This window comes from Streptomyces sp. R302 (genome assembly GCF_012927245.1).
GTDB lineage: Bacteria > Actinomycetota > Actinomycetes > Streptomycetales > Streptomycetaceae > Streptomyces.
This window is the reverse complement of the sequence record NZ_JABBGE010000003.1, coordinates 188020-210604: the sequence shown is the minus strand read 5'-3', so window position 1 is coordinate 210604 and position 22585 is coordinate 188020. Positions and strand designations below refer to the sequence as shown.

At 74.5% G+C, this 22585-nt stretch carries 21 protein-coding genes; 12 read left to right on the top strand and 9 right to left on the bottom strand.

Going from position 1 to position 22585, the window contains the following annotated elements; all coding sequences use genetic code 11:
• The first annotated feature begins 20 nt into the window (after nucleotides 1-20).
• The gene (locus tag HHL19_RS10495; RefSeq protein WP_169088001.1) at nucleotides 21-2441 is read left to right on the top strand and encodes an HAD-IC family P-type ATPase; all 2421 of its coding nucleotides are present in this window, start codon (nucleotides 21-23) and stop codon (nucleotides 2439-2441) included.
• 10 nt (nucleotides 2442-2451) lie between these two features.
• On the opposite strand, the gene HHL19_RS10490 is transcribed toward HHL19_RS10495, so the two are convergent.
• The 3 genes from HHL19_RS10490 to HHL19_RS10480 form a co-directional block, all read right to left on the bottom strand.
• Nucleotides 2452-3357 carry a serine hydrolase gene (locus HHL19_RS10490; RefSeq protein ID WP_346768282.1) on the bottom strand — a complete coding sequence of 302 codons (906 nt, stop codon included), beginning with the start codon at nucleotides 3355-3357 and terminating at the stop codon, nucleotides 2452-2454.
• An 85-nt stretch (nucleotides 3358-3442) separates the two neighbouring features.
• Nucleotides 3443-4387: a hypothetical protein gene (locus tag HHL19_RS38085; protein ID WP_169088000.1), complete on the bottom strand. Its 945-nt coding sequence runs from the start codon at nucleotides 4385-4387 to the stop codon at nucleotides 3443-3445.
• Entirely contained in the window at nucleotides 4384-4917 is a 534-nt protein-coding gene (locus tag HHL19_RS10480) for a SigE family RNA polymerase sigma factor (protein ID WP_169087999.1), read from the bottom strand. The genes HHL19_RS38085 and HHL19_RS10480 overlap by 4 nt, the downstream gene beginning before the upstream one ends.
• A gap of 200 nt (nucleotides 4918-5117) precedes the next feature.
• Between HHL19_RS10480 and HHL19_RS10475 the strand changes: the two genes are divergently transcribed.
• A complete protein-coding gene (locus HHL19_RS10475; protein ID WP_169087998.1) occupies nucleotides 5118-5570 on the top strand; it encodes an SRPBCC family protein in 453 nt (150 codons plus the stop codon).
• A gap of 28 nt (nucleotides 5571-5598) precedes the next feature.
• Here the strand turns inward: HHL19_RS10475 and HHL19_RS10470 are convergent, their stop codons facing one another.
• Nucleotides 5599-6495, bottom strand: a complete 897-nt coding sequence (locus tag HHL19_RS10470; protein WP_169087997.1) for a LysR family transcriptional regulator — start codon at nucleotides 6493-6495, stop codon at nucleotides 5599-5601.
• Between the two features lie 116 nt (nucleotides 6496-6611).
• Here HHL19_RS10470 and HHL19_RS10465 point away from each other — a divergent pair, with 116 nt between their 5' ends.
• Both HHL19_RS10465 and HHL19_RS10460 read left to right on the top strand, forming a co-directional pair.
• On the top strand, nucleotides 6612-7352 hold the full coding sequence (locus tag HHL19_RS10465; RefSeq protein ID WP_346768281.1) for an SDR family oxidoreductase: 741 nt from the start codon (nucleotides 6612-6614) through the stop codon (nucleotides 7350-7352).
• On the top strand, nucleotides 7352-7564 hold the full coding sequence (locus HHL19_RS10460; protein ID WP_169087995.1) for a 4-oxalocrotonate tautomerase family protein: 213 nt from the start codon (nucleotides 7352-7354) through the stop codon (nucleotides 7562-7564). Before HHL19_RS10465 ends, HHL19_RS10460 begins: the two co-directional genes overlap by 1 nt.
• Nucleotides 7565-7612: 48 nt before the next feature.
• Here the strand turns inward: HHL19_RS10460 and HHL19_RS10455 are convergent, their stop codons facing one another.
• Nucleotides 7613-10747, bottom strand: coding sequence for a molecular chaperone Hsp90 (locus HHL19_RS10455; RefSeq protein ID WP_169087994.1), 3135 nt, complete (start codon nucleotides 10745-10747; stop codon nucleotides 7613-7615).
• 1090 nt (nucleotides 10748-11837) lie between these two features.
• Nucleotides 11838-12773, bottom strand: a complete 936-nt coding sequence (locus HHL19_RS10450; protein WP_169087993.1) for a DUF3027 domain-containing protein — start codon at nucleotides 12771-12773, stop codon at nucleotides 11838-11840.
• Nucleotides 12774-13248: 475 nt separating this feature from the next.
• On the opposite strand from HHL19_RS10450, the gene HHL19_RS10445 reads away from it, so the two are divergent.
• The 4 genes from HHL19_RS10445 to HHL19_RS10430 all read left to right on the top strand — a co-directional run bounded on the left by HHL19_RS10445 (nucleotide 13249) and on the right by HHL19_RS10430 (nucleotide 16908).
• Nucleotides 13249-14625, top strand: coding sequence for an MFS transporter (locus tag HHL19_RS10445; protein WP_169087992.1), 1377 nt, complete (start codon nucleotides 13249-13251; stop codon nucleotides 14623-14625).
• Nucleotides 14626-14829: 204 nt separating this feature from the next.
• The gene (locus tag HHL19_RS10440) at nucleotides 14830-15309 is read left to right on the top strand and encodes a DUF2771 domain-containing protein (RefSeq protein WP_169087991.1); all 480 of its coding nucleotides are present in this window, start codon (nucleotides 14830-14832) and stop codon (nucleotides 15307-15309) included.
• 7 nt (nucleotides 15310-15316) lie between these two features.
• A complete protein-coding gene (locus HHL19_RS10435) occupies nucleotides 15317-16072 on the top strand; it encodes a futalosine hydrolase (protein ID WP_346768280.1) in 756 nt (251 codons plus the stop codon).
• Nucleotides 16063-16908: a 1,4-dihydroxy-6-naphthoate synthase gene (locus HHL19_RS10430; RefSeq protein ID WP_346768279.1), complete on the top strand. Its 846-nt coding sequence runs from the start codon at nucleotides 16063-16065 to the stop codon at nucleotides 16906-16908. The genes HHL19_RS10435 and HHL19_RS10430 overlap by 10 nt, the downstream gene beginning before the upstream one ends.
• A gap of 3 nt (nucleotides 16909-16911) precedes the next feature.
• On the opposite strand, the gene HHL19_RS38080 is transcribed toward HHL19_RS10430, so the two are convergent.
• Complete coding sequence (locus HHL19_RS38080; RefSeq protein WP_169087990.1) at nucleotides 16912-17295, bottom strand: cold-shock protein; 384 nt, start codon at nucleotides 17293-17295, stop codon at nucleotides 16912-16914.
• 142 nt (nucleotides 17296-17437) lie between these two features.
• Between HHL19_RS38080 and HHL19_RS10420 the strand changes: the two genes are divergently transcribed.
• Nucleotides 17438-17716, top strand: a complete 279-nt coding sequence (locus HHL19_RS10420; protein ID WP_169087989.1) for a hypothetical protein — start codon at nucleotides 17438-17440, stop codon at nucleotides 17714-17716.
• Here the strand turns inward: HHL19_RS10420 and HHL19_RS10415 are convergent.
• The gene (locus HHL19_RS10415) at nucleotides 17713-18360 is read right to left on the bottom strand and encodes an HAD family hydrolase (protein WP_169087988.1); all 648 of its coding nucleotides are present in this window, start codon (nucleotides 18358-18360) and stop codon (nucleotides 17713-17715) included. The two genes, HHL19_RS10420 and HHL19_RS10415, sit on opposite strands and share 4 nt — an antisense overlap.
• 80 nt (nucleotides 18361-18440) lie before the next feature.
• Between HHL19_RS10415 and HHL19_RS10410 the strand changes: the two genes are divergently transcribed.
• From HHL19_RS10410 to HHL19_RS10400, 3 genes are all read left to right on the top strand, one after another.
• Nucleotides 18441-19445 (top strand): iron ABC transporter permease, encoded by a 1005-nt coding sequence (locus tag HHL19_RS10410; protein ID WP_169087987.1) that lies wholly within the window; start codon nucleotides 18441-18443, stop codon nucleotides 19443-19445.
• 104 nt (nucleotides 19446-19549) lie between these two features.
• Complete coding sequence (locus HHL19_RS10405; RefSeq protein WP_169088962.1) at nucleotides 19550-20602, top strand: iron chelate uptake ABC transporter family permease subunit; 1053 nt, start codon at nucleotides 19550-19552, stop codon at nucleotides 20600-20602.
• Nucleotides 20599-21465, top strand: coding sequence for an ABC transporter ATP-binding protein (locus HHL19_RS10400; protein ID WP_240981526.1), 867 nt, complete (start codon nucleotides 20599-20601; stop codon nucleotides 21463-21465). Before HHL19_RS10405 ends, HHL19_RS10400 begins: the two co-directional genes overlap by 4 nt.
• Nucleotides 21466-21476: 11 nt before the next feature.
• On the opposite strand, the gene HHL19_RS10395 is transcribed toward HHL19_RS10400, so the two are convergent.
• Nucleotides 21477-22571: a hypothetical protein gene (locus tag HHL19_RS10395; protein WP_169087985.1), complete on the bottom strand. Its 1095-nt coding sequence runs from the start codon at nucleotides 22569-22571 to the stop codon at nucleotides 21477-21479.
• Between the last annotated feature and the right edge of the window lie 14 nt (nucleotides 22572-22585).

Sequence of the window (22585 nt, the reverse complement as noted above, 5' to 3'; positions counted from 1 at the left end):
CCGGTCGTACCGTCGAAACCATGACGCAGCGGGCGAAGATCGACACGGACAGCGGCGACACCCGGGGCATCCCGGTCGAGACCGAACCGCCCGTCGTCCACCGCCCCGCCGGACTGACCTCCGCCGAGGTCGCCGAACGCGTCGCGCGCGGCGAGGTCAACGACGTACCCGTCCGCAGCTCGCGCTCCACCGCCGACATCGTCCGGGCCAACGTCTTCACCCGCTTCAACGCGATCATCGGCGTCCTCTGGGTGATCATGCTGATCGTCGCCCCGATCCAGGACAGCCTCTTCGGCTTCGTGATCGTCGCCAACACCGGCATCGGCATCATCCAGGAGCTCCGCGCCAAGAAGACCCTCGACGGGCTCGCCGTCATCGGCGAGGCGAAACCCACCGTGCGGCGCGACGGCCGCGCCGCCGGCATCTCCACCTCCGAGATCGTCCTCGGCGACCTCATCGAGCTCGGCCCCGGCGACAAGGTCGTCGTCGACGGCGTCGTCGCCGAGGCCGACAGCATGGAGATCGACGAGTCCCTCCTCACCGGCGAGGCCGACCCCGTCGTCAAACGCCCCGGCGACCCCGTCATGTCCGGCTCGTTCGTCGTCGCCGGCGGCGGCGCCTTCACCGCCACCAAGGTCGGCCGGGAGGCGTACGCGGCGCAGCTCGCCGAGGAGGCGTCCCGCTTCACCCTCGTCCACTCCGAGCTGCGCTCGGGCATCTCCACGATCCTCAAGTACGTGACGTGGATGATGGTGCCGACCGCGATCGGCCTGATCATCAGCCAGCTCGTCGTCAAGGACAACGACCTCAAGAACTCCATCGCCCGGACCGTCGGCGGCATCGTCCCGATGATCCCCGAGGGGCTCGTCCTGCTCACCTCGGTGGCCTTCGCGATCGGCGTCATCCGGCTCGGCCGCAAGCAGTGCCTGGTGCAGGAGCTGCCGGCCATCGAGGGCCTGGCCCGGGTCGACGTCGTCTGCCTCGACAAGACGGGCACGCTCACCGAGGGCGGCATGGACGTCACCGAGGTCCGCGTCCTGAACGGCTCCGACGAGGCGTACGTACGCAAGGTCCTCGGCGCCCTCGGCGAGTCCGACCCCCGGCCCAACGCCTCCCTCCAGGCCATCATCGACGCCTACCCGGACGCCGAGGAGTGGCGGTGCACCGAGTCGCTGCCCTTCTCCTCCGCCCGCAAGTACAGCGGCGCGGCGTTCAGCGAGGGCGACGGCGAGGAGTCCACGTGGCTGCTCGGCGCCCCCGACGTCCTCCTCCCGCACGGCGACCCGAACCTGGCGGAGGTCGACCACCTCAACGAGGAGGGCCTGCGGGTCCTTCTCCTCGCCCGTACCGTCCACGAGCTCGACTCCCCGGACGTCGCGAAGGACGCGCGGCCCACCGCCCTCGTCGTCCTCGAACAGCGGCTGCGGCCCGACGCCGCCGACACCCTCGCCTACTTCGCCGACCAGAACGTCGCAGCCAAGGTCATCTCCGGCGACAACGCGGTCTCCGTCGGCGCGGTCGCCGGCAAACTGGGCCTGCCCGGCGCCGACCACACCGTCGACGCCCGCACGCTGCCCGCCGACCGGGAGGAGATGGGAGAGGTCCTCGACGAGAACGCGGTCTTCGGCCGGGTCACCCCGCAGCAGAAGCGGGACATGGTCGCCGCGCTCCAGTCCCACGGGCACACGGTCGCCATGACCGGCGACGGCGTCAACGACGTCCTCGCCCTCAAGGACGCCGACATCGGCGTCTCCATGGGCTCCGGCTCGGAGGCGACCCGGGCCGTCGCCCAGATCGTCCTCCTGAACAACTCCTTCGCGACCCTGCCGTCGGTGGTCGCCGAGGGCCGCCGGGTCATCGGCAACATCACCCGCGTCGCGACCCTCTTCCTCACGAAGACCGTCTACTCGGTGCTCCTGGCGATCCTGGTGGTGGTCAGCCAGATCGAGTACCCGTTCCTCCCCCGGCACCTCACCCTGCTCTCCACCCTCACGATCGGCGTCCCGGCCTTCTTCCTCGCCCTCGCCCCCAACAAGGAACGCGCCAAGCCGCACTTCGTCCGCCGCGTCATGCGGTACGCGATCCCCGGCGGCGCCGTCGCGGCCGCCGCCACCTTCACCACGTACCTCCTGGCCCGCCACCACTACACGGGCGCGGACGCGCTCGGCGCCGAGACCAGCGCCGCCACCCTCACCCTCTTCCTCGTCTCCATGTGGGTCCTCGCGATCATCGCCCGCCCCTACACGTGGTGGCGGATCGCCCTGGTGGCCTCCATGGGCGGCGCCTTCCTCCTCGTCCTCGCCGTCCCGTGGCTCCAGGACTTCTTCGCCCTCAAGCTCGTCGGCACGACGATGCCGTGGGCGGCCGTGGCCATCGCCGCGGCGGGCGCGGCGGTCCTGGAGCTCGCCTGGCGGTGGGTGAACCGCAGGTTCCCGGCGTGACCGGTGCCCCTCAGACGGATCCGACCAGAGCGTGGACGGCGGCGGTCGCGGTCCGCTCGACGAGCGCGATGCCCGCCTCCTCGCTGGTCTGGCCGTCGGTGAGGACCGCCACGAGCAGGGAGTGGCCCGCGTACTCGACGAGGCCGACGCTGTTCACGACCCACAGACCGGTCGACGGGCGAGACAGCCACCCGTTCTTGAAGGCGGGTGCGGAGGCGGGCGAACCGGCGGCGCCGACACCCCAGCCCTGGTCGGCGGTGACGTCGCTCATGAGGGAGCGCGTGTACGCCCGGGAGGCGGCGGACAGCGGCGAGTCGTCCGTGAAGACGGCCTTCAGCAGGGCCATCCGGTCGCGGACCGTGGTCCGGGTGAGCCCCCACGGCCCGCGCTGGCCCGCGTGGGCCGCGCTGAACCCGAGCCGCGCGTTGGCCGCGTCCAGACCCCGGCGCCTGCCTATGCCCACCCACAGCTCCTGCGCCGCCTCGTTGTCGCTGAAGCGGATCATGGCGGAGGCGAGCCGCTTCTGAGCCGCGGTGAGCGGCACTCCGCGGTCCTGCCCCTGGAGCAGCAGCGCGGCCAGGATGTCGACCTTGATGACGCTGGCCGAGACGAAGGTCCCGGTGACCGAGCCGTGGGTGAGCGTGCGCCCCGACGTCAGATCCGCGACGGCGAGCGCGTACCGCCCGTCGAACGGCCCGAGCCGGTCGAGCGCGGCGCGGGCGGCGCGCTCGGGGCTCTGGGTGCGGGTGGGGACCGGTACGGAGGTGGGTGCGGGGACGGAGGCGGGTGCCGGTACGGCTCGCGGCACGGTGCGCGGGAGTGCGGCGTCGGCGGTGTCCGGGTCGGGCAGGAGGGCGTGGGCCGTCACCGTCGCGCCCAGCAGGAGGGGTATGGCCAGGGCTGTCCTTCTGTTCACGGCAGGCTCTCGCTTTCGAGGATCCGGGCATGCGGAAGGCCGCGCGGTGCGCGGTGGGCTGGTGGAGGGCTACTGGGCTACTGGGCTACGCGCCGCAGGATTTGTCGATCTTCCCGTTCTCGTCGATCTCGACGGGGAAGGAGCCGCCGTCGCTGAGGGTGATGGTCCACCCGTGGGTGAGGGTCCCCGCCGTGGGGTCGGTGGCCACCCAGGAGGTGGGGGCGTGCGAGGAGCAGATACCGGCGGTGTCCTTCTGGCCGGCCCGCAGGTCCGGGCTCAGGAACTGCCGGGCGAGCCCGGCCCGTGCCGTGGAGTCGCCCGCCTTGGCGGCCGCCACCAGCCCGCCGTAGAAGCCCGACACGGCGGAATCCGCGCCCTTGCCGCCCGCCGGGGCGGCCGCGCAGGTCACACCGGTCACCTTCCCCGAGGACGGGTCGAACTCCGGCACGGCGGTCCGCGCCAGCCGCTCGGCTCCCCGGTACAGGAAGACGCTGCCCGCCACCAGCGCCCCGTCGGCCTCGGCGCCGCAGGTCACACCGCGCGCGCCGGTTCCCCAGATCCGCTGGTACGCCTTCTCGTCGGCGAACAGGCCCGCCACCTCGGCGAGGTTCACCTGGGCGCGGGTCGCCGGGTCCTGATAGCGCACGGCGGCGAGGAACAGCGCCCCGGCGGTCGCCGCGGGGTCGGACGGCGGCTCCGACGTCACCGGAGGCGGGGAGGCGCTGGCACTGGCGCTGGCACTGGCACTGGTCCGTCCGTCCGACGAGGGCGACGGCGAGGCCGGGACCGACGCCGTGTCGCGGTCGCGGTCGCGCCCCAGCTGCGCCGCGAACCCTGCGCCCAGGGACACCGCCACCACCGTCGCCGCGGCCGCCACCACCGCCCGCAGGCGTCTGCGGCGCCGTCGCACCCTCCGCACGAGCACCGCCGCGTCGTACGTGCCCGGGCGGTGCCGCACCGCGCGGTCGCGCATGGCCGCGGCCAGTTCTTCCTCAAGGTGGAATTCGTGGAATTCCCGGAACTCCTTCATGCCGCCCCTCCAGAGCGCGCGCCGGACGACCGCCGGCCCGCGGCCGAGCGCAGCTTCGCGAGCCCTCGCGCCGCCTGCGACCTCACCGAGCTGGGCGAGACGTCCAGCAGGGCGCCGATCTCCGCGTCGTCGAGATCCTCGAAGTAGCGCAGCACCAGTACGGTCCGCATGCCGGCCGGCAGCGTGTGCAGCGTGCGCATCAGCTCGTCGCGGACGTCGAGTTCCTTGTACGGGTCGACGTACGGGGCGGCGCTCCCGCCCCCGATGCCGTCGTCCAGCGGCACCTCCGACGGTCCGCGCCGCCCGCGCCACCGGTCGTGGGCGAGGTTCACCAGGATCCGGCGCGCGTACGCCTCCGACGAGTCCGCGGCCCGCACCCGGCGCCAGTTCCGGCACACCTTCTCCAGCGTGGACTGCACCAGGTCGTCGGCCAGGTGGCGGTCGCCGGTGAGCAGCAGCGCGGTCCGGAACAGGGCCGCCGAGCGGGCCTCGACGAAAGCCGTGAAGGCGGCGACGTCAGCGTCTCGCATCGGCCGCCTCCGTCCCGTGTGCCCGATCCGCCATCTCCGACTCCCCGTCCGAAGCCCCGTGGCTCCCCATCCGACCTGACGGGACCGGCCCTCCGATCTGCTGCACACGCCCCGGAGCCGTGACCCGACCGTTATCCCGGGCGGCTGGATGGGCGGCCGAGGGGGAGGATGGAGGGACAGGAACTCGCCAAGGGGGCGTCATGTCTCGTATCGAGGAATCCATCGACATTGCCCGCCCGCCCGAGGACGTCTTCTCCTACCTCATGGACCCCGGGCACATACCCGAGTGGCAGGAGAGCGCCGTGGCCGCGCGGCGGCTGGACGCGGGGGAGCTGCGGGTCGGCTCGCAGTTCCGGGTGCAGCGCCGGGTCGGCCGCCGCGAGATGCCGATGACCATGGAGGTCACGGAGCTCACGCCGCCGCGCAGCTGGCACTTCCACGGCGTCGACGGGCCCGTGCGCGGCGACGTACAGGGCACGCTCGAACCGCTCGGCGACGGCAGCGGCTCCCGGCTGACGCTGTCGCTCGACTTCGAGGGCCACGGCGTCGGCAAGGCCCTGGTGCCGCTCGTCGTGCGCCCGCACGCCCGGAAGGAGATGCCGCGCAACGAGGCGCACCTGAAGGAACTGATGGAGGCCGGGCCCGCCCGCTAGCCGCCGGCCACCCGGGGCCCTTCGGCGGTCAGCGCTCCAGCCGGGTGGTCAGCTCCTCGACGAACGCCCGCAGGTGGGGAGGGCGGGGGCCCTGGCGGGTGGCGAGGTACCAGGTGCGGGAGAGGGGGGTGGCGCCGATCTGCACCAGGGCCAGGCCGTGGGAGGCGGTGTACGGCGCGGCGGCCCAGTTGGGGAGGATCGTCGCGCCCTGGCCCCCGGCGACCATCTCGACGACCAGGTCCGTGATCACGGGCATGGTGGTGACGCGGGCGGGGCGGGCGTGCGGTGGCAGGGGGAGGGGGATCGAGGGGATACGGGTCTGGTCGTAGGTGTCGTAGAGGATCAGATGGGCGTCGGTGAAGTCCTCCGCGGTGAGGTGCGGGAGGGCGGCCCAGGGGTGGTCCGCCGGCACCACGGCCACCATCTCGTCGTCGAAGAGCCGGGTCAGGGCGACCCGGTCCATCTCCCGGTCGGGCTTGGTGACCAGCGCGACGTCCACGCGGTCGGCGAGCAGGGCGGGGACCGGCGCGTCGTCGGGGACGGACTCGATGCGGACCTCCGCCTCCGGGTGCCGCTCCCGGAAGGCGCGGATGACCGGGGGAAGCCACTGGAAGGTGGTGCTGCACTGCGCGGTGAAACGCACCCGGCGGTCGCGGCCTTCGCGCAGTTCCCGGAGGTCGAGGGTCGCCGAGCGCAGCTCGTCCAGGATGTGCCGGGCGGCGACCAGCAGGCGGCGGCCGGCGGCGTTCGGGACCAGTCTGCGTCCGGTGCGGTCGAAGAGCGGCATGCCGAGCCGGTCCTCGAGGCGGGTGAGGCGCTGGCTGAGCGCGGGCTGGCTGACGTAGAGGCGTTCGGCGGCGGCGGTGAGCGAGCCGGATTCGGCGGTGGCGGACAGGAGTTCCAGGTCGCGCAGATCCACAGACATAAGCCTGGATTATGGCAGGCTTCAAAGTTCGACGTGGTCTTATGGATCAGGCGCTTCTAGGTTCGTCGGTGCCGGCAGGAACGCCGACGGATCGAACGGACCAAGGAGTGTCAGCAGTGTCGACGACGAACATCACCGCCGTGATCACCGGCGCGTCGAGCGGGATCGGACTCGGGATCGCCGAGGCCTTCCTGGCCCGGGGCGCCAACGTCGTGATCAACGGCCGGGACGCGGACCGGCTCCGGAAGGCCGCGGCCCACCTCGGTCAGAGCGCGCGGGTCGCGCAGGTCGCGGGCGGCATCGGGGACGCGGCGACCGGCGAGGCGCTCGTACGGGCGGCCGTGGAGCGGTTCGGGGGCGTGGACGTCCTCGTGAACAACGCCGGGACCTTCGCGCCGAAGCCCTTCACCGAGGTCACGGAGGAGGAGCTGGACGGGTACCTGGCGGGCAACCTCAAGGGGACCTACCTCACCACCCAGGCGGTGGTGCGCCGGATGCGGGAGCAGGGCCGCGGCGGCAGCATCGTCAACATCGGAACGGTACTGGTCGACCACGCGATCGCCGGCTTCCCCGCCTCGGCACCCGTCGTCAGCAAGGGCGGCGTGCACACCCTGACCACGAGCCTGGCCGCCGAGCTCGCGGCCGACGGGATCCGCGTCAACCTGGTCGCGCCGGGCGTGGTCCGGACCCCGCTCCACGACGCCGCGGACGTGGACTCCTACGGCGGACTCGCCCTCCTCGACCGGGTCGGCGAGGTCGCCGAGATCGCGGAGGCGGTCGTCTACCTCGCGGACGCCGAGTTCGTCACCGGCCACGCCCTGCGCGTGGACGGCGGCCACGTGACGGGACGTGCCTGATGCCGTACGTGAACGTGAAGATCACCCGCGAGGGTGCCACGGCCGAGCAGAAGGCCGAGATCATCGCGGGCGTGACCGAGCTGCTGGTCAGGGTGCTCGACAAGGATCCGGCCACGACCTTCGTGGTCATCGACGAGGTCGGACTGGAGGACTGGGGCGTCGGCGGACTGCCGACCGCGGAGTACCGCAGGAGGCAGCGGCCGAACGGCTGAGACGGTACGGGTCCCGTCCCTCACCGGACGGGACCCGTACGCGGACCGTCAGTCGAACCAGCGGTCGCGGGCCAGCTCGTCCGTGCGGGTCGGGTCCTCCAGGAGGGCGGCCACCTCGAAGCGGCGGGGCCACTGGCGGGTGGCCCAGGCCAGGGCCGCCGCCACGCCCTCCAGGGTGGCGGCGTGCAGGAGGCCGTCGGGGGTGAGGCGCCAGTCCAGCTCGGTGCCGCCCGCGCGGAGCTCCTCGTGCTCCACGTACGTCGCCGGGGTCGACGGGCCGAGGAGGGCGTGGACCGAGGCCGGGACCTCGTGCACCTCGCCCTCCGTGGTGACCTTCGCCTCGACCGCCCTGCTCAGGCGCCGGACCTGGAAGAGCTCCGCGAGGTCGGCCGCCCGCGACGGGGAGACCGGCAGGAGCGGCAGCCCCGCGGCGAGCGGCAGGAGGTCGGGGGCGTCCGCGACCAGCGCCTCGGAGGCGTCCACGACGACCAGCTCGCCGTCCACGACCGCCCGCAACTCGTCCGGGAGGGTGACCTGCTCCGGATCCAGGTCCGCGAGCGCCGTGTACAGGGCGTGCAGCTGGGCGGCGGTGACCTCGCGGGACGGGTCGGCGAGACGGCCGAGGAGCTCCGCCGCGCCGCCCGGCTCGTCGAGGAGGGCCGCCACGGAGGTGCGGACGCCGAGGGCGCGCAGCACCTGCTCGTCCTCGAAGCCGGTCGCGTCGGCGGAGTCGTACAGGCCGGCGAGGAGCGGGTCCGAGCCCTCCGCCCGCAGGCCCGCCGGGCGGCGCCCGTCGAGGACCGGGTGGTCGCGCAGCCACCAGGCCGTGTACGGGCGGACCGTCTTCGTCGTGCCGTCCGGGAGGAGGACCCGTACGGGCTGGATCAGGGCGTCCCGGTACGGCGGCCGGGCGAGGAGCGCGAGCGCGTGCGGCCAGGCGTCGTCGTCGACCAGGTCCAGGTCCCGCACGGCCGCGATCTCCGTCGCCACCGGCGGCACCGCGGTCGGCGGCAGCTGGTCGAGGACGTCCTCGCACCACACGTCGACCGCTTCGAGCAGGCCCGCGTCGTCCGGCTCCGGGTAGTCGCCCACCCGGGGCTCCAGGTCGTCCGGGTCGAGGACCAGGTCGGTGGCGCGGACCAGCGCAAAGTCCGCGAGGACACCGCAGGCGGCGAGCGGGCGGGCGCCCCAGCGGTCGGCCAGCTCGGCGTCGACGTAGGCGAGTTCACCCTCGCGCATGACGGCGGCGAACGGCGAGTGCGGCAGGACGAGTTCACCCGCCGGGGCGAGCTCGCCGTCCTCGTCGGGCAGGGCCAGCGCCCCCAGCCACGGCTCCTCGCCGGGCTCCAGGTCCGCGTCCCGTACGAGACCGAGGACGATCTCCACCAGTTCGTCCGCGTCGAGCTCCGGCGCGTCGAGGTCCCACATGTCGGCCGATTCCAGGGACAGCGCGACCGCCCCCCGCACCTGAGGGGTCGTCAGGACGGCGTGGGGCGTGGCCGGCAGCGCCCCCAGCTTCTCCAGGAGCGGGTGGACGGCCTCCGGGTGCGCCACCTTCAGGCCGAGCTTCGCCAGCTGCGCCGGAGTGCCCTCCTGCGGCAGCAGGACCTGGCGCGGCCCGATCACCGTCCGGCCCGAGTCCAGCGGCACCGGAAGACCCGTCAGCCGGTCCGGATCCACCCCGGCCAGCGAGTCGTACAGCCGCCGCCACCACTCCGGTGCCCGCTCCACGCCCGCGAGCCGGTCCACCGCCTCCGTCAGCGGCACCCGGCCCACACCGAGCGTCCGCAGCTCGGGACGGCGCTCCAGACCCGCCGGAAGCAGCCCCGGGAACACCTCCGCGAGCACCGCGACCGTCTCCGCGCCCGCGCCCTCCACGGCCTCCGCCTCGATCGGGCGCAGCGCCGGAAGGTCCTCCGTCGGCACGGCCGGCGCGAGGAACGCGACCCGCGGCAGCCGGTCCAGGATCGCCTCGCGCAGCGCCCCGTCGAGCGGCCCCTTGCCGAGCGGGCCCGGTACGAGGTCGAGCGCCCCACTTGTCACCGGCCGCCAGTCGGCGAGGAGTTCGGCGTACGCGTCGGCCGCCCGCTGCACCAGGAAGTCCGTCAGCGGCCCCGGCGCCGGGTGGCGGCGGGCCGTGTCCAGCGGCAGCGAGGCGATCAGCAGCGCCGGGATGCCGAGCGGCTCGTCGGTCGGCGTCGGCGCGTGCACGACGGGCGCGGTGCGGGGGTAGCGGGGGGCGCCGGACTCGTCCACGGGCACGGCCCAGGTGACCGACCAGTGCGGGCGGAGCCGCTCCTCGACCGGACGGTCGGCGAGCAGCTCGGGACCGAGCGGCCCGGCGTGCCCGACGGTCCGCCAGCGGTTCGGCGCGTCGGCGGCCGAGTCGTCGATCCGGACGTACCCGTCCGCCTCGGAACGGGTCAGCGTGCGTACTCCTTCCGGGGTCTCCACGACGACCTCGGAGAGACCCGGAAGAGTGAGCAGCAGCGCGTCGTCGACGGACGCGAGGAGCCGCTCGGCGAGGCCGTGCGCGGCGGCGTCGCGCAGCGGGAGGACGACGACCGTGTCGTACCCGTCGGGCGCGGTGCCCTCGGCGGGCAGCGGCAGCCGCAGCAGCGGTACGTGGCCGTCCCTGCGGCGCAGCTCGTCGCCGAGGCCCGGGACGTGGCGGGCCACGTCGGCGGTCATCTCACGGGCCTCCGCGAGGGACCAGCGGACGCCGCCGTGCCGGCCCAGGACGGCGGGCTCGTCGGAGACGGCGAGAACGGCGGCGAAACCGACGCCGAAGCGGCCGACGGCCGCCGTCGTGTCCCGCTCGGTGCGCTTGGCGGAGGCGCGGAGCGTGGACAGCGACTCGACGCCGGTCGCGTCGAGCGGGGCGCCGGTGTTGGCGGCGGCCAGCACGGCCGGGCTGTCGGCGTCCGCCGGATGCAGCGTCAGCCGCAGCCGCCCGGTGCCGCCGCTGCGGGCGGCGGCGTCGGCGGCGTTCTGCGCCAGCTCCACGACGAGGCGGTCGCGGTAGCCCCCCAGGGCGAGGTCCTCCTCGGCGTTCGCGTCCTCGCGGAAGCGCGCCGGGGAGCCGGTCCAGGCGTCCAGCACCCCTCTGCGGAGCCGCGCGGTGCCGAAGGGGTCGCTGCCGTCGGTCGTCGTCCGGACGGTGACGCTCACGTATGACTCCACTCTGCTGTTTCCATCCTTCGGTCCCGCGCCGAAGTTACCGCGCCCCGCCCCCACCACCGACGACCCCTCCCAGAACCCCGAAATCCCGCGCCAAATGGCCCCCGAAACCCCCTGCCCACCCCCCTTCCCACCCCTTGCACCAGGGGCGGAAAGGGGCCCTGGAACCCGGCGGGGGGGCGGGGCACGGGCGGACTCGGAACCGGGGGTGGGGCGGGGCCGGGGCGGGGGTGCGGGCGGGGCCGCGCGGGGCCGCGCGGGCCGGCGGCGGCGGTGCGGGGCGCGGCCCGGCGGCCGCAAGGCGGGCCCGGGTGCTAGCGGTTACCTCGCGGGGCCACCGGCCACGGTGCGAGGCGCGGCCCGGCGGCCGCAAGGCGGGCACGGGTGCTAGCGGGTACCTCGCGGGGCCACCGGCCACGGTAGGAGGCGCGGCCTTACGACCGCCGGGCGAGCCCGGGTACGAGCGGGTACCTCGCGGGGCCACCGGCCACGGCGCGAGGCACGGCCTTACGGCCGCCGGGCGGCGGCGCGGGCCCGGGTCGCGGGCCGGGACCGCAGGCCACGGCCGAGGGCACGCCCGGCCCGCCGGCCGCGGTGCGGGCCGCACCGACAGCCCCGACTGCCCCCGGAAACCGGTCGCGGGCTGCGCCCAGCGGGCCAAGCCACCACGTCCGGGCATGCCCGTCGCGGGCAGCGCCCGGCAACCCCGTCGTGGGCCGCGCCCGCAGGGCCCGTCACGCGCCGTGCCAGGCTCGCGCCCGGCGACCCCGTTGTGGGCCGCGCCCGCAGGGCCCGTCGCGCACCGCGCCGGGCTCACACCAGGTAACCCGGCTGTGGGCCGCGCCCGAGGGGCCGCCGTCGCCACCGCACCGGGCTCGTGCCCAGCGGGGCGTCGCCGCCACCGTGTGGGCAGGTGTTCCGCAGGGCGATGGGGGTCCCCCCTGCTCGGGCGAAGCCGAGGGCTTGGGGGAGGGTGGGCACGCCCACGGTGCGGGTCCGCGTGTGCGGGGCGTTCAGGCGCGGGGACCTGGGCCGGTGCAGGGCACCGGCCCGGTGGGGCCGGGGCGGCCCGCAACTGGGTGGCCCCGTTGCGTCAGGAGTGGCCCAGGTCGGAGGTGGTGGCGTCTTCGGGGAGGGTGCTGCCGGAGTCGGTGGGGGGGCGGAGGGGGAAGGGGTCCACCGCGGTGGAGTCCAGGACGGGTTCCGCGGGGCGCGGAGGCGTCGGCATGATCGCCGCTTCGGAGTGGCCGCCGCAGCCGTACGAGAGGGAGACCACCCGGCCGTCCGCGGGGGACAGCTCGTTGGCGCAGAGGCCGAAGGACTGGCGCAGGGAGCCGGCGAGGGGGATCAGGAAGGCGCAGGTCTGGCACGTCGCCGGCGCCGCCTGGGCCATCGGCGTGCGGGGGCCGAAGGAGTCGTCCCAGCGGTCGGCGGCGAGCCGGAGGCCGTAGCGGGAGAGGACCCGCGCCCGGCCCATGCCGAGTTCGTCCGCGACCGCCGCGATCGCGCCGCGCGTCGGCGCCCGGTCCGTGATCTCGGCGTCCTCGGCGTCGAGGTGGTCCGCGAGTTCGGAGGAGACCGCGGAGTTCGGCGGCGGCGCGTCCTCGCCGGTGTAGCCGGGTTCCAGGCGCGGGTCGTCCTGCTCGGTGGGCAGGAGGTCCCCGGGCCCGAGGTCGCCGGGGCGCAGCCGCTCGCTCCACGGCACCCATTCGGGCGCGAGGAGGGCGTCGGAGCCGGGCAGCAGGACGGTTTCGTCAAGGGTGACGTTCTTGGCACGGGAGGCGCGGGTGACGGTGACGGCCCAGCGCCAGCCGCGGTATCCGGGCTCCTTGCACTCGAAGTAGTGCGTGACGACCCGGTCGCCCTCCGCGACGACACCGGAGTGTTCGCCGACGACGCCGGGTGCGGCGGCCTCCTCGGCGGCCTCCCGCGCGAGGTCTACGGCCTCGGCGCAGAGGCGGTCGGGGGCCGGGGTACGCGTGGCTCGCGGGGTACGCGGGGTACGGTCTCGCGTCGTCGCAGCACTCACAGGTCTCGCTTCTCTCCTACGCCGTCTCACGGGTGCGCCGGCCGAGGTTCGGGAGCGAGGCTCCGGAAGCGGGGCGGGCGGAGCGGACCTGGGGGCCGCATCGACGTCCGCACCCGACCGGTCTCACACGTCTCGGGCACACCTATCGTCATCCATTCTGCGGGATGCCGAAGGGGCGCGCGGCCGAGAGGAACCGCCGGTGGCGCGCTACGCACGCTACCCCGTTCGCGGGCCTGGGCCCACCTGCGTGCCCCAAGTGACCCGGATCGGGACCGCGGGCCCGGCCGTCCGAAGCCCCCCGGAGCCCGCCCCGGAGCCCCCCGGAGCCCGCCCCGGAACCCGCCGGGCCGGGTTCGGGGCCGCCCCCGGCCGGGTCCGTCGCCGCCGCCCGGACCCGTCCCCGTACCGGCGTGTCCCCGACACCCCGGGGTGTCCGCTCGGTTCGGGCGGGCCCGGGTTGGGGCACTATGAGGTGGTGGCAGCCGCACGGTCCTCCGGTCGATCCCACGATCGTCCCGGGCCGCTCCGCCGAGCGGGACGGGCGGTGGGGCGTGCGCTGCACCTGCCGTTCACGGGGACCGCGAAGGGGATCCGGCGGGCCACGCACGCGCACGGCGCGGGCGAGTCGGGGCTCGGGAAGCTGATCGAGCTGCACGCGGTCAACGGCGCCGGGGACGTGATGATCACCGTGGCCCTTGCGTCGACGGTGTTCTTCTCGGTGCCCACCGACGAGGCCCGCGGGCGCGTCGCGCTCTACCTCGCCATCACCATGCTGCCGTTCACGCTCCTCGCGCCGGTCATCGGCCCGCTCCTCGACCGGCTGCCGCACGGGCGGCGGGCGGCGATGGCGGCGGCGATGCTCACCCGGGCCGTGCTCGCCGTGCTGATGTCGGGCGCGGTCGCGACGGGCGGGATCGAGCTGTACCCGGCGGCGCTCGGCGTGCTCGTGGCGTCGAAGGCGTACGGGGTGGTGCGCAGCGCCGTCGTGCCCCGGCTGCTGCCGCCCGGCTTCTCGCTGGTGAAGGCGAATTCCCGGGTGACGCTCGCCGGGCTGCTCGCGACGGGCATCGCCGCGCCGATCGGGGCGGGACTGCAGCTGGTCGGGCCGCGCTGGCCGCTGTTCGGGGCGTGCGCGCTGTTCCTGCTGGGCACGTACTGGGCGGTGCGGATGCCGCACAAGGTGGACTCGGCGAAGGGCGAGCGGCGGGCGCACCTGCTGACGCACGGCGAGAAGAGGCCGAGTCTGCGGACGGTGGGTCCGGCGGTGCTGCACGGGCTCCAGGCGAACGCGGCGCAGCGGATGCTCTCCGGCTTCCTGATCTTCTTCCTGGCGTTCCTGCTGCGCGAGCATCCGCTGTCGGGGCAGTCGGCGGCGGTGTCGCTGGGCATCGTGGGCGTGGCGGCCGGGGTCGGGAACGCGTGCGGGACGGCGGCCGGCGGGCTGCTGCGGGACCGGGGGCACCGGCCGGAGGTGATCATCGCCACGATGATCACGACGGTGCTCGCGGCGGCGATCTGCGCGGCCGTCTTCTTCGGCGGCGTGATGGTCGCGGTCCTCGGCGCGGTCGCGGGCCTGACGCAGGCCCTGTCGAAGCTGTCGCTCGACGCCCTGATCCAGCGGGACGTGCCGGAGCTCGTACGGACCTCGGCGTTCGCCCGCTCCGAGACGGCGCTGCAGATGGCGTGGGTGGTGGGCGGCGGGCTCGGGATCGTGACGCCGCTGAACGGGACGGTGGGGATGGCGGTGGCCGCCGGCTTCCTGGCGATCGGCGCGCTCCTCGCCGTACGCGGTCTGCTGTCGACCCGCGGCCCCGGCACCACGGACCGCCCACAGCCCGCGAAGATGGCCTGAGACGCCCGTACGGAGGCGTACCGGCCCCGGGACGGAGGCATGCCGGCTCCCGGGACGGCGGCATACCGGTCCCCGGGACCGAGGCGTACCGGCCCCAGGAACGGAGCCGTACCCGCCCCCGGAACCGAGGCCTATCCGTCCCCGCAGCGCGGCGCGCCGTACCCCCGCGTGTCGGTGGCGCGACGGCCCGATAGCCTTCGGCTCATGACCGTTGCGTTCTTCTCCGGCTCGCGCCGCCGGGCCGCTGCCGCCCTCGGGGCCGTCTCCGCCGGGCTCCTCGTCCTCACCGCCTGCGAAAAGCCGACTCCGATCGCGACCGTCACGGTCGGGTCCGAATCGATCAACTCCGAGGCGTCCTGCTACAACGACGGCGACCCCATCAAGGAGTCCGACGTCCAGAAGTGCCTCAACAAGAAGGCCGAGAAGTCGATCACCGTCGCCATGGACGACAAGATCCGCTTCGGCGTGGACCCGTCCATCGCCGACAACGGCTGGACCATCTTCCTCGGCGGCCAGCAGGCCGAGCCGGAGCCGTACAAGAAGACGTACCGGACCATCCCGGCCAGCGCCTTCTTCTCCAGCCAGACCGGCGAGGCGCCCGACGAGACCCAGGTGACGATCGTCGAGAACACCGGCAAGACGCTCACCGGCATCTGGCACTTCAAGCTGAAGAAGGAATCCTGATCCTCCGGTGCACCGCCGGATCCTGATCGTGACGGCCGTGGCGGCGGAGGCGGACTCCGTCGCCGGCGGCCTCGCGAACGGCCCCGCCCGCCCGGGCGTGGAGCTTCCCGTGCCGGGCGGCCTCGTGCTGCGCCGGTACGAGGACGCGGACGGCCCGAGGGCCGTGGACGTCCTCGTCGGCGGGGTCGGGCCCGCCGCCGTCGCCGCCGCGACCGGCGCCGCACTGACCAGGGCCGCACTCGCCGGCGAGCCGTACCGGCTCGTCGTCTCCGCCGGGATCGCCGGCGGCTTCCCCGGCCGCGCCCCGCTCGGCTCGCTCGTCGTCTCGGACGCCATCGTCGCCGCCGACCTGGGCGCCGACACGCCCGACGGGTACGTGCCCGTCGACGAGCTCGGCTTCGGCCGCTCCGTCCACCGCGTCCCGGACACCCTCACCGGCCCCGTCGCCGCCACCCTGGCGTCCGCCGGGCTCCCGCACACCACCGGCGCCGTCCTCACGGTCTCCACCGTCACCGGCACCGCCGCCCGCGCCGACGAGCTCGCCGCCCGGCACCCGGGGGCCGCCGCCGAGGCCATGGAGGGCTTCGGGGTCGCCGAGGCCGCCGCCGCGCACGGCACCGCCGTCCTCGAACTGCGGGCCGTGTCGAACGCCGTCGGGCCCCGCGACCGCGCCGCCTGGCGCATCGGCGACGCCCTGGCCGCGCTGCGCCGCGCCGTGTCCGTACTCGAACCCACCCTGTCGGAGGCCCGGCCGTGCAGCTGAAGATCGCCTACTCGCCCTGCCCGAACGACACCTTCGTCTTCGACGCCTGGGCCCACGGCCGCGTCCCCGGCGCCCCGCGCCTCGACGTCACCTTCGCCGACATCGACGTCACCAACGGCTGGGCGGAGGACGGCACCGACGGGCACGACGTCCTGAAGGTCTCGTACGCCGTCCTGCCGTGGATCCTCGACGAGTACGCGCTGCTGCCCTGCGGCGGGGCCCTCGGCCGCGGCTGCGGCCCGCTCGTGCTGACCCGCGAGCCCGGCCTCGACCTGCGGGGGAAGACGGTCGCGGTGCCGAGCGAACGCTCGACCGCCTACCTCCTCTTCCGGCTGTGGGCGGCCGAGACCGTGCCCGGAGGGGTCGGCGAGGTCGTCGTGCTGCCGTTCCACGAGATCATGCCCGCCGTCCGCGACGGCAAGGTCGACGCGGGGCTCGTCATCCACGAGGCCCGCTTCACCTACAAGTCGTACGCCCTCCACTGCCTCGCCGACATGGGCGAGCACTGGGAGTCCACCACCGGCCTGCCGATCCCGCTCGGCGCGATCGTCGCCCGCCGCTCGCTCGGCGCGGACACCCTGCGGCTGCTCGCCGACTCCGCCCGCCGCTCGGTGCGGATGGCCTGGGACGACCCGGCCGCCTCCCGGCCGTACGTCATGGAGCACGCGCAGGAGATGGACCCGAAGGTCGCCGACCAGCACATCGGCCTGTACGTGAACGAGTTCACCGCCGACCTCGGCGAGGACGGCTACGCGGCGGTCCGGGGCCTGCTCACCCGAGCCGCGGCCGAGGGACTCGTACCGCCCCTCGGCCCGGACGCGCTGTCGTTCCCGTAGAGATCAGACGTCGAGCTGGTCCGCGACCGCCCGCAGCAGGCCGGCGATCTTCTTGCCGGCCGCCTTGTCGGGGTACCGGCCGCGCTCCAGCATCGGCGTGATGTTCTCCAGGACCGTCGTCAGGTCCTGCACGATCGACGCCAGCTCGTCGGGCTTGCGGCGCTGCGCCGCCGCCACCGACGGCGTCGGGTCGAGAATCGTCACCGACAGCGCCTGGTCACCCCGCTGACCCGCGACGACACCGAACTCCACCCGCTGGCCCGGCTTCAGTGCGTCGACTCCGTCAGGGAGCACCGACGAGTGCACGAAGACGTCACCGCCGTCGTCGCGGGAGAGAAAGCCGAAGCCCTTCTCGCTGTTGAACCATTTGACCTTGCCGGTAGGCACGTCCGTCCCTCGTCCTCGTTGACTCGTCGGGGTAAAAGAAACAGCGGGTCGACCGGCCCGCCGGCACCAAGGCTAATGCTCCGCGGGCCCGTGACAAGACGCCGCCGAAGTCTTCCTCCGGCCAGGGAACTACCCTGGCCGGATGCGCAGTGAAACCCCTACAGGACCGGTGGACGGCTCGGCCGGCGATTCCGCGCCGGGGGACGGACTCGTCAAGGCGGGTGTCGTCCTCTTCGCGATCGGAGCGGTCGCGACGCTGGTCACGGTGGCTCCGCTCTTCCTCGGGACCGATCCGTTCCCGACCGTCGCCTACCTGGTGTCGATGCTGATGGGCGTCGGTTTCGCGCTCGCCGCCGCCGGGGTGCTGCGGTCGGTCGCGGCCCAGCGGCGGCAGGCCCGGCGGGGCCGGCAGGCCGCCTAGCGGGCAGTCTCGGCCAGGTGCGCCTTCCACCAGGTGCGGAAGTCCGTCAGGTTCTTCAGGACCACGTCGGCGCCCGCCTCGCGGAGCTCCTCGGGGCTGCACGGGCCGGTCGCCACGGCCACCGAGAAGGCACCGGCGGCCTTCGCGCCGCGGACGTCGCCGACGTGGTCGCCGACGTACACCGTGGCGCCGTGCTCGCGCAGCGCCTCCGCCTTGGCCTCGGCGAAGAGGCGGCCGACCACGGCGTCGGGCTCGATGCCGAGGTGGGCGAAGTGGCGGTGGGCGTCGGGGCCGTTCTTGGCGGTGACGACGAGGGTGCGGCCGCCGGCCTCGCGGACCGCGTCGAGGGCGTCGCGGGCGCCCGGCATGGGGACGGTGGGCTCGATCGCGTACTCGGGGTAGAGGGCGCGGTAGCGGGCGGTCATCTCGGTGACCTGCTCCGCGGGCACCCAGTGGGCCATCTCCTGCTCCAGCGGCGGGCCGAGCCGGGTGACGACGAGGTCGGCGTCGACCTCGACGCCGTACTTCTCCGCGAAGGCGAGGAAGGCCGCCTTGATGCCGGGGCGGGTGTCGAGGAGGGTCAGGTCGAGGTCGAAGCCGACCGTGAGCGGGCCTGCGGAAACGTTCGTCGTCATGGGTGACATTGTGCCCGGGCGTTCGAATTCGGCCGCTGCTTAGACTGAGCCAAGCCTTACCGAACCGCTTTCTCGCCCGATGGGTGCCCATGACAGCCGCTTTCCGTTCCAGACGGGTCCTCGCGACCTCGGCGGCCGTCGTCGCCCTGCTGCTCGCCGTCCTTCTCAGCCTCGCCGTCGGCGCCCGGGCCATCGCCCCCGGCACCGTCCTCGACGCGCTCCTGCACGGGGCCACCGGCGACGACGCCGAGGTGGTGCGGCAGCTCCGGGTCCCCCGGACCGTCATCGGCCTGATGGTCGGCGCCGCCCTCGCGCTCGCGGGCACCGCCCTCCAGGGCATCACCCGCAACCCGATCGCCGACCCCGGCATCCTCGGCATCAGCCAGGGCTCCTCCGTCGCCGTCGTCGTCGCCATCGCCTTCCTCGGCGTGCACAGCCTCTCCGGCTACGTGTGGTTCGCCTTCGTGGGCGCCGCGCTCGCCTCCGTCGCCGTGTACGCGATCGCCTCCAGCGGCCGCGGCGGCGCCACGCCCGTGAAGCTGGCCCTCGGCGGCGCCGCGATCAACGCGCTGCTGCTGTCGGTGACGACCGGCGTGCTGACGACGAAGGCGGCGGCGCTCGACGAGTTCCGGTTCTGGCAGACCGGCTCCCTCGACGGGCGGGACGCGGCCACGATCACCCAGATCTGGCCGTTCCTGCTGATCGGCGCCGTGCTCGTGCTCTCCGTGGCGCGCGGCCTGGACGCGCTCGCGCTCGGCGAGGACGTCGCCAAGGGGCTCGGGCAGAAGGTCGCCACCGTCCGGATCGTCGGCGGGCTCGGCGCGACCGTCCTCACCGGCGCGGCGGTCGCCGCCGCCGGACCCATCGCCTTCGTCGGCCTCGCCGTCCCGCACATCGCCCGCGCCGTCGTCGGCTCCGACCACCGGTGGGTGCTGCCGATGGCCGCGCTGATCGGCCCGGTCATGGTCCTCGTCGCGGACGTGGCCGGACGGATCGTCTTCCCGCCGGGCGAGGTGCCGGCCGGGGTCATGACGGCCCTCATCGGCGTGCCGTTCCTCGTGACGCTGGTGCGACGGAAGGCGGTGCCGGCGTGAGCGCCGTCGAGAAGCCGACGGAGACACCCGTCGAGGGGTCCGTCGAGGGGTCCGTCGTGGCGCCTGCGGAGACGCCCGTCGAGAAGGGGCTCGCCGAGCCCACCGTGACGACCCCGGGGACCCGGCCCGCCGGGTACGGGCTCCTCCGTCTCGGGCCCGCCTCCCTCCTGGTCCACCGCCGCTCGGTGCTCGCCGCCGGCGTGCTGCTCCTGCTGCTCGCCGCGGCCTCGGTCGCGTACCTCTGCGTCGGCGAGAAGACCTTCTCCCCCGGCGAGGTCCTCACCGTCCTCACCGGCGGCGACTCCCCCGCCGCGTTCGTCGTCGAGGAGCTGCGCGAGCCGCGGCTCGTCACCGCGCTCGCCGTCGGCGCCGCCTTCGGGATGGCCGGCGCGCTCATCCAGACCGTCGCCCGCAACCCGCTCGCCTCGCCCGACATCATCGGCATCAGCCAGGGCGCGGGCGCGGTCACCGTCGCCGCGATGACCTTCGGCCTCGCCCCGTACACGGTCCTGCCGTACCTGTCGATCGCCGGCGGCCTCCTCGCCGCCGCCCTCGTGTACGCCTTCGCCTGGCGCGGCGGGCTGCACGCCACCCGCTTCGTCCTCATCGGCATCGGCATCGCCATCGCGCTCCGCTCCCTGATCACCCTCTTCATGACCAAGGGCGACTACCTCGTCGCCCAGCAGGCGCAGATCTGGATGACCGGCTCGCTCAACGGGCGCGGCTGGGAGGAGTCGGCGCCGGTCCGCTGGACGCTGCTGCTGATGCTGCCCGCCGTGCTGTGGGCGGCCCGCGCCCAGCGGACCGTCTCCCTCGACGACGCCACGGCGACCGCGCTCGGCGTCCGGCTCGGCCGGGTGCGGCTCGGGCTCGTCGCGGTGGGCGTGGTCCTCGCGTCCGTGGCGACCGGGGTCGCTGGGCCGGTCGACTTCGTGGCGCTGCTCGCCCCGCAGATCGCCCGCCGGGTGACGCGTACGGCGCAGATCCCGCTGCTCTGCTCGGCGCTGCTCGGCGCGGTGGTCGTCGTCGCCGCCGACCTGATCGGGCGGCGGCTGTTCTCCCCGGTGGAACTGCCGGTGGGTGTCCTCACGGCGGCGGTCGGCGCCCCGTATCTGATCTGGCTCATCGTCCGGAGCCGCACGGGAGGGAAGGCATGAGCGCGGATACGAGTACGGGTACGGGGCCGGGTGCGGGTACGGGTGCGGGTACGGGGCCGGGCTCGGCGGTCGGCGGGCGGCTGGCCGCGCGGGGGCTGACCCTCGCCTACGAGAGCCGGACGGTCGTCGAGGATCTGGACCTGGCGATCCCCGACGGCAAGGTGACCGTCATCGTCGGGCCCAACGCCTGCGGCAAGTCGACCACCCTGCGGGCGCTCGGCCGGCTCCTCAAGCCGGTCCGGGGCGCGGTCCTGCTCGACGGGGAGGAGCTGGCGAAGCTGCCGACGAAGCGGATCGCCCGCTCGATCGGCCTGCTGCCGCAGACGCCCGTCGCACCCGAGGCGATCACGGTGGCGGACCTCGTCGCGCGCGGACGCCAGCCCCACCAGGCGTGGTGGAAGCAGTGGTCGGAGGAGGACGAGCGGGCGGTGACGGAGGCGATGGCCCGCACGGACGTCGCCGCGCTCGCCGACCGCTCGGTCGACGAGCTGTCCGGCGGGCAGCGGCAGCGCGTCTGGATCGCGATGGCCCTCGCGCAGGAGACGGACCTGCTGCTCCTTGACGAGCCGACCACCTACCTGGACATCGCGCACCAGGTGGAGGTCCTGGACCTGGTGCGCCGCCTCAACCGGGCGCGCGGCCGGACGGTCGTGCTCGTCCTCCACGACCTGAACCAGGCGGCGCGGTACGCCGACCACCTCATCGCCATGAAGGCGGGCCGGGTGGTGGCCCGGGGCGCCCCGTCCGAGGTCGTCACCGAGGCCATGGTCCACGACGTCTTCGGCCTCCCGTCGGTCGTCGTCCCCGACCCGGTGACGGGGTCTCCGCTGGTGGTGCCGGGGGCGCCTTGGGAGGAGTCGTGAGGGTGCGTACGTCAGGGGCGGCGGGCGCGTAGGAGGAGGTAGGCGGCGGAGGCGAGGGCGGCGGCCCGGAGGGTCCAGGGCCAGGTCTCGGCGACGGCCTGGCTCATGCCGTCGCCGCCGGTGGCGACGGCCTCGCCCCAGCGGCCCTCCACCCGGCCCCAGAGCCAGGCGATGCCGGCCGCCGCGGCCACTCCGGGCAGCACGAAGACGGCCGTCTTCACCTGGGCGGGGCTCAGCCGGCGGGAGCCGTACGCGATGAGCCAGCCGAGGGCCAGCGCGATCAGCCAGCCGAACGCGGCGCCGGCGATCAGCAGCACGGCGGCGAGCAGGAGGAAGGGGTGCGCGAAGCCCCTCGCCCGGACCGGCGCGGCTTCCTCCTCCGGCGGTTCCTGCGCCTGCTTGGAGCGGCCGCTCAGCAGCCATCCGGCGGCTCGGCGCAGCCGGCTCCTGGGTGCGGGCGCCTCCCCGGGGTCCTCGTCCGCGTCCTCCGCCTCGGGCTCCGGCGGCCGGAAGAGCTCCGGGGCCTCGATGCCTCCGAAGAAACCGGGCACGTCCGGGTCCGCCTCCGAGCCGTCAGCCCACCAGCCGGTGGCGTCGTCGTCACCCGGACGGGGGTGCGGTACGGGTGCGGGGGGTGCGGGGGTCTTGGCGGGCGCGGCAGGCTTGCGGGAAGCGGACCACCAGGGCTTCGTGGCCGGGGCCGTATCGGATCCAGTATCCGATGTACTGGATCCAGTCTTGGATGCGCCGGATCCAGTATCCGATGTGCCGGATCCAGTATGGGATGCGCCGGATCCAATATCCGATCTACCGGATCCTGCATCCGACGTACTGGATTTTGTATCCGACCCCGCCGGCCCCTCCCCCCCGACCGACACGACCGACGCCGCCTTCCTGACGACCTCGTCAGGGGTGCCCAGGTCGCCGAGGATCCCCCGGACGGCCCTGGGGGACTCCTCGCCGCGGGTGGCGCGGCGGCGGTCGATCTCGTTGCGGAGGCCGGCGACGAGGGCGGTGCGGTCGCCGGGCGGGAGGTGCCGCTGCTGGGCGAGGTCGCCGACCTCGCTCAGGTAGTCGAAGACCATCCGGTCGCTCTCGATTCCCACGCCGCCCCTCCACC